Genomic DNA, 14,340 nt, shown 5'->3' on the forward strand with positions numbered 1-14,340 from the left:
GGCACCGTCAGCGGCCCCGGATCAGGCCAGGGTGAGCGTGAGCACCGCGGCGTAGGAGGAGCCGGCCGCGCTCGACTCGGGCACGCCGAGGCTCAGCGCGGCACCGCAGGTGGAGCTGCCGAGGCTGCTCCCCGCGTCGGCGCTGCACAGGGCCCGGCTGCTGCCGAGACCGCTGCCCGGGGCGGCGGGCGCACCGGGCGTGACCGCGGCCGTGACGCCGTTCGCGGCCTGCAGGCCGCTGCTGACGACGGTCGCGGTCGGGGTCCAGCCGAGGTTGTCGGCCGGGATGACGCCACCGGTGGTGCTGGTGAAGTCCGTGGCCTGGCCGACCAGGTCCCAGCCCGCGTTGGTGCCGCGCAGGTCGCTGACCGTGACCGCGTTCAGCGCGCCGGTGGCGGTCGCGCCCGGCGTCGCCGCCGAGAGCGCCACCGACGTGCCGGACGTGGTGAGCGTCAGCGCGCCGCCGGTCACGGCCGCGGTGATCTGCTGGGTGGCGCTGCCACCGCCGGGCTGGCCGGGGTTGCCCGGCTCCTCCGGCTCCTCCGGCGTCGTCGTGGACGACGACGCCGAGGCGGTCAGCGGGTCGAGCTGCGTGCCACCGGCGTAGAACCCGTTGAACGCGCTGGCACCGGTGTCGGTGAGCGTGGCCGCGAGGTTCGTCCAGGTGATCGTGCCACCGTCGACCGCCGGGTTGGTGACCGCGAGCGTGGCCACCTCCGCCTGGTCGAGGTGCTGCTCGGCCATGCCGGTCAGGTCCACGTCCGCGAACAGCGTGCCGGTGCCGTCGGTGTCGACGACGACGGTCGGGTTCGCGATCGTGATGGTGAAGAAGTGCGCCGGGTACGAGAAGACGACCGTCCCCCCGTAGTTCACCGTCGCCGTCCCGGCCGCGGCGTCGAACGTGCCGCCGGTGGCCGGGAAGTCGAAGGTGCCGTCCGTGTCGATGCTGGCGCCGTTGCTGGCACCGATCGGCGGGTTGCCGTTGCCGCTCTTCACGTAGTTGCGGAACGAGGCCTTGAAGCCCCAGTCCAGCTTGCCCCCGGCGACGTCGGCGGGGGCGGCCGAGGCCGGGGAGGCGACGGTCAGCACCGCGGCGGCGCCGATGGTCAGGGCGGATGCCCAGTACGCGGCCCGGCGAGGGCCGGTCTTCAGGGCCATGTGTGTCCCTTTCGGACATTCCTCGGAGGGTGCGAACCCTCACCCGGCTCTTGGGACCGGGCGGCAGTTAGGTTAGCCTTGCCTAACAAGCAAAGTAAATGATCAACTTTGTGAGCAGGTGCACTGGTGCCTCCGCTCGTGGTTTAGGTTAGCCTCGCCTAACTAACTGGATCAAGCGTGGAGGGTCTGTGCAGATCAGGACCGGTCTGACCGCGGTGGTGGTGCTGGCCGTCGTGGTGCTGCCGGCGGCGCCCGCGCGCGCCGACACGACCGCGAACGGCACCGGGGGCCAGCGCCTCACCGTCTCCAAGTCGGAGCAGCTCAGCCGCGCGGGCGAGACCGTCACGGTCTCCGGGCGCGGCTACGACGACACCAAGGGCATCTACGTCGCGTTCTGTGTGGACAACGGCGCGGGCGCGCTGCCCACGCCGTGCGGCGGCGGCGCGGACACGTCCGGCAGCTCCGGCGCCTCGATCTGGATCTCGTCGAATCCGCCGTCCTACGCCGAGGGCCTGACCACGCCGTACGGCAGCGGCGGCTCGTTCTCCGCCTCGATCCGCGTGACACCCACGATCGGCGCGGTCGACTGCACGGTCCGGGCCTGCTCCGTCGTGACCCGCAACGACCACACCCGCACCCAGGACCGCTCCCAGGACGTGCGGATACCCGTGACCTTCGCCTCCGGCGGTACGAACGGGTCCGGCGGCTCCGACGGCGGCGGCTCCAACGGTGGCGGCGCCAACGGCGGCGGCACGACCGGTGGCGGCAACGCGCCGGCCGGCGGCACGGGCGACGCCGCCGGCGGTGCGGGCAACACCGGAACGGCGGCCGGCGGCGGGCCGGGCGGTGCCGGCGTGCCGGCCCCCGGCGGGAGCGCCACACCCGGCCGCACGTTCGCCGCACCGGCCGCGACCGCTCAGGCCACGGCCTCGCTGCCACCGGCGCCGGGCGAGCCGGCCGCGATGGCCGGCCGGGCGACGCCGCTCAACCGGGTCAGCGCGGCCACGCCGCTCGGTCACTGGTGGGGCATCGGCGCCGCGTTCCTCGCGGGCATCGCCATCGCCGTGGTCGCCGGCCGCCTCCGCCGCCGCGGCAACCGCACCGGGACCACCACATGACCGCCGTCCGGCCGCACGGCGCGACCCCACCCGGCGACGCCGCCGCCCCGGGCCACCCGGCACCCGACGGTCCCGCGGCGCCCACCGGCAACCTCGGCCGCGCGGCGGACGCCGGGCATGCCGCGTACGCCGGGCATGCGGCGGACGCCGGGCATGCGGCGGACGCCGGCCGCGCGGCCGGGGCTCGCCGCGCGGCGGCGGCCGGCCGGGCCGCGCGTTCCACATCGGATCACCATCGGAGAGGGAGTGCCGTGCGCAAGCTGGCCACCATCGCGGCCGTGGCGGCACTGTTCGCCGCCGGGGGCTGCACCACCGTCGCGGAGGCGGGCGGGTCCAGCTCGTCGGCCGGCGGGGACTGCGGCATCGTGACCGCCGCGCTGGACGGTGACGACATCACGCCGCTCGACCCGGCGCCCACGCCCGCGCTGCCGGTCACCGTGGACTCCGCGGACGGGTCGACGGTGACGGTCACCGACGTCAGCCGGATCCTGGCGGTCAACCTCTACGGCTCGCTCGCGGAGATCGTGTTCAGCCTCGGGCTGGGCGGCAACGTGGTCGGGCGGGACACGTCCACCACGTTCCCGGCCGCGGCGAAGCTGCCACTGGTCACGCCGCAGGGCCACGACCTCGGCGCGGAGGCGGTGCTGAAGCTCGACCCGACCGTGGTGATCGCGGACGACAGCATCGGGCCGGCCGCGGTCCTGGAGCAGCTGCGCAGGTCCGGCATCCCGGTCGTCATGATCGACGACGAGCAGAACCTGGAGGCGGTTCCGCGGCACATCCGCGCGGTCGCGGCCGCGCTCGGCGTGCCCGAGGCCGGCGAACGGCTGGTCACCCGCGTCCAGGGCGAGATCGACGCGGCGAAGGCGACCGCGCCCGGCGGGAAACCACCCCGGATCGCGTTCCTCTACGTGCGCGGCAGCGCGGGCGTCTACCTGATCGGCGGCAAGGGCGCCGGTTCGGACGCGATGATCCAGGCGATCGGCGCGGTCGACGCGGGCACCGAGATCGGGCTGGAGAAGTTCCGGCCGATGACCAGCGAAGGTCTGATCAACGCGGCTCCGGACGTGATCCTGGTGATGACCGAGGGCCTCAACTCGGTCGGCGGCGTCGACGGCCTGCTCGAGCTGCCCGGCGTCGCGCAGACCCCGGCCGGGGTCAACCGGCGGATCGTCGACATGGCGGACGGCATCCTGCTCAACTTCGGCGCCCGCACCGGCCGCGCCATCCAGGCCCTCGCCGAGGCGGTGTACACGCCGTGCTGAGTTCCCGGTCGTCGCTCCGCTCGTCCGGCGCGGCGCCACTCCCGGGGACGGCGGACGGCCCTCGCACGACGAGCGGGTCCGAAGGCCACCCGCCGTCCCAGGCCGCCCGTGCCGCACGGGGACGGTCGTCGCTCCGGACCCGTACCCCCGGAGCGGTGTTGATCGTCGCCCTGGCCGTTGCCGTGGTCGTCGTGTGCGTGGTCGCGGCCGGCTCCGGGCAGGTGCCGATCGCACCGTCCGAAGTGGTCGGTTCGATCCTGCACCGGCTCGGGCTGGACGTCGGCCCGCTGCCGGCGGTCGCGCAGGGCGAGAACGCGCTGTGGGTGGTGCGGTTCCCGCGTGTCGTGCTGGCCGCGATCGTCGGCGCCGCGCTCGGCAGCGCGGGCGCGCTCATGCAGGGCGTGTTCGGCAACCCGCTCGCCGAGCCCGGTGTGATCGGCGTGTCGTCCGGTGCGGCCGTCGGTGCCGCGTCCGCGATCGTCTTCGGCGCGTCGCTGTTCGGCCCGTGGACCGTGGCCGCGGCCGCGTTCGCCGGCGGGCTGATCACCACCGCGGCCGTCTACGCGATGTCGCGGTCCGGCGGCCGGACCGAGGTGGTCACGCTCGTGCTCACCGGCGTCGCGGTCAACGCGACCGCGGGCGCGCTGCTCGGCCTGCTGATGTTCCTCACCGACGACGACGGCGTCCGCGCGATCGCGTTCTGGCAGCTCGGCAGCCTCGCCTCGGCGAACTGGGCCGCGGTCGCGGTCGCCGGTCCGTGCGCGGTCGCGGGCGTCACCGTGGCCGTGCTGCTGGCCCGCCGGCTCGACCTGCTCGCGCTCGGCGAGCGCCCGGCCCGGCACCTGGGCGTCGACACGGAGCGGCTCCGGCGTACCGCCATCGTGGTGGTGGCCCTGCTGACCGCCTCGGCGGTCGCGTTCACCGGGATCATCGCGTTCATCGGCCTGGTCGTGCCGCACCTGGTGCGGATGGTCGCCGGGCCGGGCCATCGCGTGCTCATCCCGGCCGGCGCGCTCGGCGGTGCCGTCGTGGTGGTCCTCGGCGACCTGCTCGCCCGCACGCTGCTGGAGTATCAGGAGCTGCCGCTGGGCGTGCTCACCGCGGTGGTCGGCGGCCCGTGCTTCTTCTGGCTGCTGCGCCGCACCCGCGCCCGGGCGGGAGGCTGGGGATGATCGGAGCACGGGACGCACGCGTGCTGCTCGGTGGCCGGCCGATCGTCGACGGAGTGACCGTGACCGTGGACCGCGGCGAGGTGGTCGCGCTGATCGGCCCGAACGGCGCCGGAAAGTCCACGCTCCTCGCCGCGCTCTGCGGCGACGTGCCGCTGGCCGGTGGCGAGGTGCTGCTCGACGGACGGCCGCTCGGCTCGTACCGGCCGGTCGAACTCGCCCGGCTGCGCGCCGTGCTGCCGCAGCAGAACACGGTCACGTTCCCGTTCACGGTCCGGCAGATCGTGGCGATGGGCCGGGCGCCGTGGGCCACCACGGACGGTGTCGACGCGGCGCTGGCGACGACCGAGATGACCGCGTTCGCGGACCGGCCGTTCCGCGCGCTCTCCGGCGGTGAGCAGGCCCGCGCGTCGCTGGCCCGGGTGCTCGCCCAGGACACGCCGGTGCTGCTGCTCGACGAGCCGACCGCCGCGCTCGACCTGCGGCACCAGGAGCTGGTGCTGCGCACGGCCCGGCAGCGGGCCGCCCGCGGCGACGCGGTCGTGGTGGTGCTGCACGACCTCGGCCTGGCCGCCGCGCACGCGGACCGGATCGTGCTGATGGCCGCCGGCCGGGTGCGCGCGGACGGACCGCCCGCGGACGTGCTCACCGAGACGTTGCTGACCGAGGTGTACCGGCACGACATCGAGGTCATGCCGCATCCCCGTACGGGCCGGCCGCTGGTGCTGCCCGTCACCGTTGCATCGGAGGACCTGACATGACCGGATTCGCGCTCGACCTTCGCAAGTCCACCGCCACCGCGCACCGCGACGCGGAGTCGACCGGGTTCCTGTCCCGGCTCGCGGTCGGCGCGGTCCCGGTCGCCGGGTTCGCGGCGCTGGCCGCCCAGCACTACCTGATCTACCGCGAGCTGGAGAGCGTCGGTGAACGGATGCGCGCGGACCCGGTGGCCGGCGCGTTCGTCGATCCGGCGCTCGACCGGCTGCCCACGCTCGAGGCCGACCTGCGCGAGCTGCACGGCCGTGACTGGGCGTCGGCGGTGTCCGCGCTGCCGGCCACCGAGCGCTACACGTCGCGGCTGCGCACCGCGTGCGCGGAGTGGCCGGCCGGGTTCATCGCCCACCACTACGTGCGCTACCTCGGCGACCTGTCCGGTGGGCTGATGCTCGGCCCGGCGCTGCGGTCGTCCTACGGCGCGGGCACGTCGTTCTACGTCTTCGACCGGATCCCGGACCCGCGCGCCTACAAGGACGCCTACCGCACGCGCCTGGACGCGCTGCCGTACCCGCCGGCGGAACTGGAGCGCCTGGCGGCGGAGGCGGCGATCGCGTACCAGCTCAACATCGACGTGCTGCGCGAGCTGGGCCTCGACTTCCCGGACGACCTGGCCGCCGCGGCCTGACCGGCCCGGTCGCGGTGTCCCGGGTGGAGCGGGACACCGCGACCGGAACAGCAGATCAAGGGCTTCGTCGTCCCGCTTCCGGCGTGGCGGGGTTCCGCACGCTCCCGCGGGCACCGGTCGGCCGCGGGCGGCCTCCCTGCACGTCCCGGCCGGGCCGGGACAGGACTCAAACCGTGCGGCCCAGCAGGGACAGCAGTTGCACGGCCGGGTCGGTGCTGGTCGTCGGCACCGGGGGAGCGACGATGCCCAGGCCGGAGAAACGGTCGACGTTCGCCCGGGCGTAGGCCAGGCTGTGCGCGACGCCGTCCGGGTCGAGGGACTCGTCCAGGCCGGCGCCGCGGGCGAGATCCCAGCCGTGGACGGTCAGGTCGACCAGCATCTGATCCGCGTAGACGGTCAGCGGCGCCTCGCCGAACGAGAACCGGGCCGACCCGGCCAGGTCCGTGCCGAGCCAGGCGGCCCGGGACAGTTCCGCGGCCCGCGCCCACGCGCCGGCCGGGTCGTCGCCGACCACGTCACCGTCGTAGCGCGCGCCCACCTGCTCCAGCGTCTCGCCCGCCAGGATGTGCGGCGCCCACAGGTGTTCGCTCACCATGTGGTTGACGAGATCGCGGACGGTCCACTCGGTGCACGGCGTCGGCGCGTCCCACCGATCGGCCGGCACCGCGCGCACCCGCGCGCCGAACCGGTCGATGGCGGCGGGAATCAGATCCAGCGGGGTAGGTGCCATGCCGCCCACGGTAGGACACCGCCCGGTTCCGCCGGTGGTCGGCATTTCCCCGCTCAGAACGCGGTCCGGTGGTCGGCCGCCCAGGTACGGAAGCTCGCCGGGGCGCGGCCGAGCACGCGCGACACGTCGTCGGTGACCACCGCGTTGTGGCCGTCGCGGGACCAGGCGATCCCGGCCGCCCACGCGGCCGCCGGCGGTGGCGCGGTGGTGACCGCGACGTGCCGGCCGAGCACCTCACCGAGGATGAGCGCCTGCTCGCCCACGCTGACCGGGGCCGGGCCGGTGAGCGTGTACACCGCCGCGTCGTGGCCGGTGCCGGTCAGTGCCGCGACCGCGACCGCGGCGACGTCGCGCGGGTCGACCACGCCCTGACGCGCGCCGTCCACCGGGTCCGGCACCGGCGCGCCGGCCCGGATCGCGGGCGCCCACCACAGCGTGTTGGAGGCGAAGACGGACGGGCGCAGGATCGTCCAGGACAGCCCGCTGCCGCGCAGCGCCTCCTCGCCGCGCAGGTGCCACTCGCCGATGACGCCACCGGCGTACCGCTCACCGGTCCCGATCGCGGACAGCTTCACCACCGCGCCCGCCCCGGCCCGCACGGCCGCGTCGACCATCGCGACGTCGTGCCGTTCGGTCGGCTCCGGCGGCGCGGTGACCAGCAGGATCCGCTCCGCGCCGGTCGCGGCCCGGCGCAGCGAGCCAGGGTCGTCGAAGTCACCCGCGACGACCTCCAGCCCGTCCGCCGGCGCGATCCGCCGCGGATCACGGGTCATCGCGCGGACCGGCACGCCACGCGCCAGCAACCCCGCGACCGTCAGCCGTCCGATGGTGCCGGTGGCACCGGTAACCAGAATCATGCCGTCGATGCTGCGCGGCGCGGCCCCGCCGGATATAGGACGTTCCGGCACTGCGCGTACCGGGTCTCGGCCGCGCGGGCGAGGCCACCGGGCCGGCACCGGTCGGTCCGGGCCCGACCACGGCGCGCCGTAGGCTCGCGCGATGGAACCGACGTACGTGAGTTTCGCGCAGACGCCGCCGCTGACCGGGAACGCCGAGCTGACGGTCGAGGGCGGCCACCCGGCCGGCGGGCACCTCGCACTCGGCGCGGGCGGATCGGTGACGATGACGTTCCAGGTGCCGGCGGAGAACGCGCACCTCGAGGCGACGCTGCGGATCGTCGCGCTGGTGTCCGAGCTGGGCGGTGAGATCGGTTACGCGCCGCTGGACGTCACCGTCGGCGGGCAGCCCGTGGTGCGGGACTGGCGGATCCCGGGCGGCGGCGACCTGCCGCAGCGGATGGACTTCGCTTTCCCGGCCGGCATGCTGAGCCCCGGCGCCAACACGCTGCGCCTGACCTCCGGGGCCGGCGCGCGCAGCATGCTCTGGCTCTACCGGGTGACGGTCGACTCGGTCTGGGAACGGGACCGGTCCGCGCACGCGCTCGACCGGCACGCCGCCGAGAAACCCCTGCTGCGGTACGCGACCCGCACGCTCGCCGGCCGCGGCTGGCAGCCCGGCCCGCCGGTCCTGGCGTACGTCGGGACCGGCCGGCACAGCCCGCTCGCGCAGCTCGCCTGGGCGGACTCGTCCGGCGCGGAGTACGCGGTCACGCTCACCGGCGAACTGCACGAGTTCTACGGCTGGTGCCGCCCGCCCGGCTCCACCGCACCGCGCGAGTTCCGCGGTGACCTGGCCGGCCGGTGGGACGCGGACGACGCCGGGTCCGGCGCCACCGTGCGGACGTTCGAGGTGGAGGCCGGCTGGGGCGGCGGCTGGCACCGGGCCGGTCACCTCGATCTCGCGGTCGGCGTCGCCGGCGTGCGGCTGACCCGGGTGAGCTGGCGGGACCAGCACGGCAACAACGGCACCGTGGCGTTCGACGGGCGCGGGGACGGTTTCGTCGGCACCCACCAGACGGTCGGCGAGGGTGCGGTCGGCTACCGGGGCCGCGCGCCGGTCACCGTCAAGGGGTGACCGGCGCGGTTGGGACGATTCGGCACGATCGGCCGCGCGGGGGCGCGGCGCGGGCCGGCCGGCGCATACCGTGACGGGGTGAGCAGTTGGTTCGAGGGGCCGCCGCGGCTGGTGCCGCACCGGTGGCACGGGGACGCGGTGCTGGCGGAGCCGGACCACGGCACCGAGCTGGCCTGGCCGGCCGGGAGCCGGCCCGGTCCGGAGGACGTGGTGGTGATGGGTCCGCGCACGCGCGCCCACTACTGGGACGGGGTGCGATCGCCCGCCGGATGCGTGCGGGTCCGGGTCGCCTCCGGGCGTGCGGCGGACCTCCTCGGGCTCCCGGTGCGAGCGATCACGGACCGCGCCGTACCGCTGAGAAATTTTGATCTTGATGTGGTGGATCTGTTGCGTGACGCGGCACCGGCGCCGGCGGGACCGTCGAGGTTGCTGGGGACGGCGGCGCGGTTGTTCACGGGCGCGCGGCCGGAACCGGTGCACCGGGCCGCGCGGCGGCTGCACGTGAGCGAGCGGCACCTGCGCGGGCTGTTCACGTCCGGCGTCGGCGTGCCGCCGCGGCTCTACACGCTCATCGACCGCGTCCGGGTGGTGCTCGACCATCCGGACCTGCCGCTGCCCGAGGTGGCGGCGCTGGCCGGCTTCTACGACCAGTCACACATGACGGCCGCGTTCCGGCGGCTGATGGGCGCGCCCCCGGCCGCGTTCCGGGCCGGCCGATGGCCCGCGCCGCAACGGTGCGGCCGCCCCGCCCCGGCAGGCCGCCCCGCCCCGGCACTCTGACGACGCGTGCCCGGACACGCGAGGCGGGCTCAGGGCCGCGGTGACACCCGCACCCATCCGCGCCCGCGGGCGCCGCGCGGGCGGGTCGCGGCGAGGCACCGTTCGCACAGGTGCCGGACCTCGTCGGCCTCGGTGAGCACGTCCGAGGAACGATATTCCCACGGTACGTGCGGGAAGCGCCGCAGCCCGGCCCGGGCCAGCGGCACGCCGCAGACGGTCTGGTTGGTCCCGGGCAGCCAGGCGTGCGCGTCCCCGGCCGGCTGCCGGATGTTGTCGTCGCCACGCGCCTGCCCGGAGGCGGCCACCGCATATCGTGCCATGGCGGCCGGATACCCGGGCCCGGCACGACTACGCGTGCCCGTCCGGCGCACACCTCGAGCCGGCGGCACCGTCCCGCCGACGACGGAGCGGAGGCACCGTGACCGACGAGGAATTCTGGGACCTGATCGGCGAACTCGGCGGCGTCGCCGACGAGCGCTCGCGGTGGTGCGAGCCGCTGGTGTTCGGCGGGGGCGGGGACTGGACCGCCTACGCGGACGCCGTCCTCGAGATCACGGACGACATCGGCTCGAGGCCGGAGTGGCGCGCCTGGTGGGAGGTGTCCGGATGCACGACACTGCGACTCGTCATCGAACTCGCTGACGCGGAGGCCTGCGCCGTGCGGCGCGGTGCCGGTGCCGTCACCGCCGAATGCCGTGTCCTCGCGTCGCGGCTGCGGCACCGTTCCGCGGCCGTGGCCGCGCGCATCGCGGCCGGGGACGTGGCGGGCGTCGTGCGGACGGTCGCCGCCGTGCTCGGCCTGCCGGATCCGCCGGCCGTTCCCCGGCCCGCCGGCGCCGGGCCCGCGGATCCGCGGGCTGACGGCCGGGCCGCCCGGCTCCGGGAGCTGCGGAGCCGGTATCCCCGGCCGGGTGGGTGAGCGTCCGGTGGCGGATGCGGGCCGCACCCGCCACCGGGAACGTGGTGCCGCAGCCGGACGGCCGGGCCGGGTGCTACCGGAACCCGGCGTGGCCGGGTGCCGGGGCCGGGCGCAGCAGTCGCAGGCCGGTCCACACGCTCCACACCAGGTAGGCGGGGAGCAGCACGGCGACGCTCAGGATCGCCAGGCTCTGCAGCGACGACGGCAGCCCGCCCCGGGTGAGGCTCACGCCGAAACAGAACAGCATGAGGGTGAGCGCGGCACCGGCGAGCAGACCGGCGGCGCAGAGCGCGGCCGGGGCGCGGCGGGCGCGCAGGTCGGTGACGGACGTGGCGATCAGCCAGCCGGCCGGGGCCGTCGCGCACAGCACGGCCGCGGCCACCAGCGCGCCGGTGAGCGGCCCGGCGGTGCCGGTGGGTGTCGCGGCGACGCCGGTGGGCGGCCCGGCGATGCTGGCCAGTGCGATCAGGACCGCCGCGATCGGCGCGCCGAAGCCACAGGCCGCGACGGTGAGGCCGGTGCGCAACCGGCCGCCGCCGGCGGTGGACGCGCGCATCGCGACCGCGGGTGCGAGGCCGAGCGGGGCCACCAGGAACAGCGCCTCCGCGTTGTCCTCGCCGATCACCGTGGCCAGTGCGGGTGTGCCGACGATCAGCGCGGTGGTGCCGAGCATGGCCAGGCCGGCCAGGACCGGGAGGAGGCTGGGGCGGCCGGACAGCGAGCGGCGCAGTGCCGGCAGTTTCACCAGGACGTCCGCCGCGTACCACCACCGGCGGGCGCCGCGCACGTCGGCGAGCAGGCCGAGCGTCTCCTCACGCCAGCGGTCGCGGTGGCCGGGCGGCAGCAGCCGGGCACCGGCCCGGATCATGGCGTCGATCATCGGGTGAGACCTCCGAGCGGCGGGTGCGGGTGCGGGAACGGGACGGCGGGGCGGCGGTGTGCGGCACGGCGGCGGTCGGACTCGGCCAGCAGCGCACCGGCCGGCGCGACGCTGTCCGGCGTCAGCCGGTAGTAGCGCCGACGCGGGCGGCCCTCGGCGTGCTCGCCCTCCTCCCAGCGGCTGGCGACCCAGCCGGCGCCCTCGAGTCGGGCCAGGATCGGGTAGATGGTGCCGGGTGGCAGGCCGGTGGCGTCGACGATCTGCAGCCCGTAGAGCTCCGCCTCGGGGTCGGTGAGCAGCGTCTGCAGGACCAGCCGGGTCTGCAACGTGGCACGGAACGGTGGCATGTCTCGTACTCTATATAGGGTGTCAACCGATGTTTCCGGCGGCCGCCGAGACGTTGACGAATGGAGATGTGTCGTTAACACTGTGGGCGCTGTGTTAGCGCTCACATGACCCCGGGGGTCCATGCAATGTCCCGACGACGCATCCTCACCAGGGCCGGCGCGGCCCTGCTTCTGAGCACCGCGCTGCTGGCCGCGCCCGGCACCTCCGTGGCCGCGCCGGAGTACACGATCACGCTCGACCCCGCCGCGACCGGCGTGGAGATCCCCGACTCGATGTACGGCGTGTTCTTCGAGGACATCAACTACGCGGCGGACGGCGGGCTCTACGCGGAGCTGGTCCGGAACCGGTCGTTCGAGTTCCTCCCGGTCGACCACCCGTCGTTCACCGGCCTGACCGCCTGGACGACCACCGGGACCACGGCCGACGACGACGGCCGGCTCCACGAGCGCAACCGCACCTACCTGCGGCTGGCCGGCGGGCAGTCGCTGACCAACGCGGGCTTCAACAGCGGGATCGCGCTGACCGCGGGCGCGCTCTACGACTTCTCCGTCTGGGCCGCCGGCGCCGCGCCGCTGACCGTCACGCTGCACGACGCGGCCGGCCAGGCGCTCGCCGCCCCCCTGACGATCACCACCCGCGGAGCCGGCTGGGCGAAGTACACGGGCGTCCTGCGGGCGAACCGGACCACGGACGCGGGACGGCTCACCGTCGCGGCCGGGGGAGCGGACACGCTGCGGCTGGACGAGGTCTCGCTGTTCCCGCGGGAGACGTTCAAGAACCGGCGGAACGGGCTGCGCAAGGACCTCGCGGAGAAGGTCGCGGCGCTCAACCCGGGCTTCGTGCGGTTCCCCGGCGGGTGCCTGGTCAACACCGGCAGCCACGAGGGGTACGACGCGGCGTCGAACTTCGAGCGGGCGCGGTCGTACCAGTGGAAGGACACGGTCGGGCCGGTCGAGCAGCGGGCGACGAACAAGAACTTCTGGGGCTACAACCAGACGTACGGCCTGGGCTACTACGAGTACTTCCAGTTCGCCGAGGACCTCGGTGCGATGCCGCTGCCGGTGGTGCCGGCGCTGGTCACCGGCTGCGGGCAGAACCGGGCCACGGACGACGAGGCGCTGCTGCAACGGCACATCCAGGACACGCTCGACCTGATCGAGTTCGCGACCGGCCCGGCCACGTCGACGTGGGGGAAGCTGCGCGCCGACATGGGGCACCCGAAGCCGTTCGCGCTGACGCACGTCGCGGTCGGCAACGAGGAGAACCTGCCGGACGCGTACTTCGCCCGGTTCACCAGGTTCCGCGCCGCGATCGAGGCGCGGTACCCGGACATCGTCGTGGTCGGCAACAGCGGGCCGGACGACACGGGTGCCACGTTCGACCGGCTGTGGGAACTCAACCGCGCGGCCGGCACCGAGATGATCGACGAGCACTACTACAACAGCCCGGCCTGGTTCCTGTCGCACAACGAACGCTACGACTCCTACGACCGCAACGGCCCGGACGTGTTCCTCGGCGAGTACGCGTCGCTGGACAACAAGCTGTTCAACTCGCTCGCCGAGGCCGCCTACATGACCGGCCTGGAACGCAACGCGGACGTGGTGCGGATGGCCTCCTACGCGCCGCTGCTGGCCAACGTCGACCACGTGCAGTGGCGGCCCGACCTGATCTGGTTCGACAACGACGAGTCCTGGGGCTCGACCAGCTACCAGGTGCAGAAACTGTTCATGAACAACGTGGGCGACCGGACCGTACCGTCGTCGCTCGTCGGTCCCGGTCTGGAACCGCAGCCGATCACCGGCGCGGTCGGGCTGTCCACCTGGGCCACCGCGGCCCGCTACGACGATGTGCGGGTCACCACGCCCGGCGGCGAGGTGCTGTTCGCGGACGACTTCTCGGCCGGTGCGGACGCCTGGTCGCCGTTCACCGGCCGGGGCGCCTGGTCCGTGGTGGACGGCGCCTACACCCAGTCGGACACCGCGGCGCAGGACACCATGGTGCGCGGCGCGGACATCACCGCGACCGACTACGACTACTCGGTCAAGGCCACCAAGCTCTCCGGCGCGGAGGGTTTCCTGGTCGGGTTCGGGCTCAAGGACACCGGCGCGTTCTACTGGTGGAACCTGGGCGGCTGGAACAACACCCAGGGCGGCGTGGAGAAGGGCGTCGGCGGTGCGAAGGAACAACTGCTGCTCAAGCCGAGCACGATCGAGACCGGCCGGACCTACGACCTCACCGTCCAGGTCCGCGGCACGTCCGTGAAACTGCTGCTCGACGGCGTGGAATGGGCCGGCTTCACCGACGACCAGGTCACCGCGCCGGTCGCGCAGGTGGTCACGCGCGACGGCGACGACCTGATCGTCAAGGTGGTCAACGCACAGTCCTCGGACGCGGTCACCCGGATCGACCTCGGCGGCCTGCGGGTGCGTGACCGCGCTCAGCTGACCGTGATCACCGGCGACCCGGGGGAGCAGAACACCCGCTCCGCCGAGCCGATCCAGCCGCAGGTCAGCACCGTCCGCGGCATCTCGTCCGACTTCACCCGGACGTTCCCGGCCAACTCCGTGACGTTCCTGCGACTGAAGACCAAGTGAGGG

General features: G+C 74.6%; 15 protein-coding genes. 9 read left to right on the forward strand and 6 right to left on the reverse strand.

Annotated features, from left to right (window positions below; all coding sequences use genetic code 11):
* Positions 1–21: 21 nt before the first annotated feature.
* Complete coding sequence (locus tag J2S44_RS35750; protein ID WP_310423443.1) at positions 22–1,158, reverse strand: HtaA domain-containing protein; 1,137 nt, start codon at positions 1,156–1,158, stop codon at positions 22–24.
* 188 nt (positions 1,159–1,346) lie between these two features.
* Between J2S44_RS35750 and J2S44_RS35755 the strand changes: the two genes are divergently transcribed.
* From J2S44_RS35755 to J2S44_RS35775, 5 genes are all read left to right on the forward strand, one after another.
* Positions 1,347–2,276, forward strand: coding sequence for a neocarzinostatin apoprotein domain-containing protein (locus tag J2S44_RS35755; protein WP_310423444.1), 930 nt, complete (start codon positions 1,347–1,349; stop codon positions 2,274–2,276).
* Positions 2,273–3,541 (forward strand): heme/hemin ABC transporter substrate-binding protein, encoded by a 1,269-nt coding sequence (locus tag J2S44_RS35760; RefSeq protein ID WP_310423447.1) that lies wholly within the window; start codon positions 2,273–2,275, stop codon positions 3,539–3,541. The genes J2S44_RS35755 and J2S44_RS35760 overlap by 4 nt, the downstream gene beginning before the upstream one ends.
* 155 nt (positions 3,542–3,696) lie before the next feature.
* Positions 3,697–4,713: a FecCD family ABC transporter permease gene (locus J2S44_RS35765; RefSeq protein ID WP_310423450.1), complete on the forward strand. Its 1,017-nt coding sequence runs from the start codon at positions 3,697–3,699 to the stop codon at positions 4,711–4,713.
* Positions 4,710–5,471, forward strand: a complete 762-nt coding sequence (locus J2S44_RS35770) for a heme ABC transporter ATP-binding protein (RefSeq protein ID WP_310423453.1) — start codon at positions 4,710–4,712, stop codon at positions 5,469–5,471. The genes J2S44_RS35765 and J2S44_RS35770 overlap by 4 nt, the downstream gene beginning before the upstream one ends.
* On the forward strand, positions 5,468–6,112 hold the full coding sequence (locus tag J2S44_RS35775) for a biliverdin-producing heme oxygenase (RefSeq protein WP_310423456.1): 645 nt from the start codon (positions 5,468–5,470) through the stop codon (positions 6,110–6,112). The genes J2S44_RS35770 and J2S44_RS35775 overlap by 4 nt, the downstream gene beginning before the upstream one ends.
* Before the next feature lie 166 nt (positions 6,113–6,278).
* Here J2S44_RS35775 and J2S44_RS35780 read toward each other — a convergent pair whose 3' ends face one another.
* Together J2S44_RS35780 and J2S44_RS35785 are read right to left on the reverse strand one after the other, a co-directional pair.
* Positions 6,279–6,842, reverse strand: a complete 564-nt coding sequence (locus J2S44_RS35780) for a TIGR03086 family metal-binding protein (RefSeq protein WP_310423459.1) — start codon at positions 6,840–6,842, stop codon at positions 6,279–6,281.
* Positions 6,843–6,895: 53 nt separating this feature from the next.
* A complete protein-coding gene (locus J2S44_RS35785) occupies positions 6,896–7,699 on the reverse strand; it encodes an NAD(P)H-binding protein (protein WP_310423462.1) in 804 nt (267 codons plus the stop codon).
* Between the two features lie 142 nt (positions 7,700–7,841).
* Here J2S44_RS35785 and J2S44_RS35790 point away from each other — a divergent pair, with 142 nt between their 5' ends.
* The gene (locus J2S44_RS35790; protein WP_310423466.1) at positions 7,842–8,816 is read left to right on the forward strand and encodes a hypothetical protein; all 975 of its coding nucleotides are present in this window, start codon (positions 7,842–7,844) and stop codon (positions 8,814–8,816) included.
* 78 nt (positions 8,817–8,894) lie between these two features.
* A complete protein-coding gene (locus J2S44_RS35795; protein ID WP_310423468.1) occupies positions 8,895–9,596 on the forward strand; it encodes a helix-turn-helix transcriptional regulator in 702 nt (233 codons plus the stop codon).
* A gap of 29 nt (positions 9,597–9,625) precedes the next feature.
* Here J2S44_RS35795 and J2S44_RS35800 read toward each other — a convergent pair whose 3' ends face one another.
* Positions 9,626–9,916, reverse strand: a complete 291-nt coding sequence (locus tag J2S44_RS35800; RefSeq protein WP_310423471.1) for a hypothetical protein — start codon at positions 9,914–9,916, stop codon at positions 9,626–9,628.
* Between the two features lie 98 nt (positions 9,917–10,014).
* Here J2S44_RS35800 and J2S44_RS35805 point away from each other — a divergent pair, with 98 nt between their 5' ends.
* Positions 10,015–10,515, forward strand: coding sequence for a hypothetical protein (locus J2S44_RS35805; RefSeq protein ID WP_310423474.1), 501 nt, complete (start codon positions 10,015–10,017; stop codon positions 10,513–10,515).
* A 73-nt stretch (positions 10,516–10,588) separates the two neighbouring features.
* Here the strand turns inward: J2S44_RS35805 and J2S44_RS35810 are convergent, their stop codons facing one another.
* Positions 10,589–11,395, reverse strand: a complete 807-nt coding sequence (locus J2S44_RS35810) for a hypothetical protein (RefSeq protein ID WP_310423477.1) — start codon at positions 11,393–11,395, stop codon at positions 10,589–10,591.
* Positions 11,392–11,742: a PadR family transcriptional regulator gene (locus J2S44_RS35815; protein WP_310423480.1), complete on the reverse strand. Its 351-nt coding sequence runs from the start codon at positions 11,740–11,742 to the stop codon at positions 11,392–11,394. Before J2S44_RS35815 ends, J2S44_RS35810 begins: the two co-directional genes overlap by 4 nt.
* Before the next feature lie 126 nt (positions 11,743–11,868).
* Here J2S44_RS35815 and J2S44_RS35820 point away from each other — a divergent pair, with 126 nt between their 5' ends.
* Positions 11,869–14,337 carry an alpha-L-arabinofuranosidase family protein gene (locus J2S44_RS35820; RefSeq protein WP_310423483.1) on the forward strand — a complete coding sequence of 823 codons (2,469 nt, stop codon included), beginning with the start codon at positions 11,869–11,871 and terminating at the stop codon, positions 14,335–14,337.
* Positions 14,338–14,340 lie beyond the last annotated feature (3 nt).

It is taken from the genome of Catenuloplanes niger (assembly GCF_031458255.1).
Lineage (GTDB): Bacteria > Actinomycetota > Actinomycetes > Mycobacteriales > Micromonosporaceae > Catenuloplanes > Catenuloplanes niger.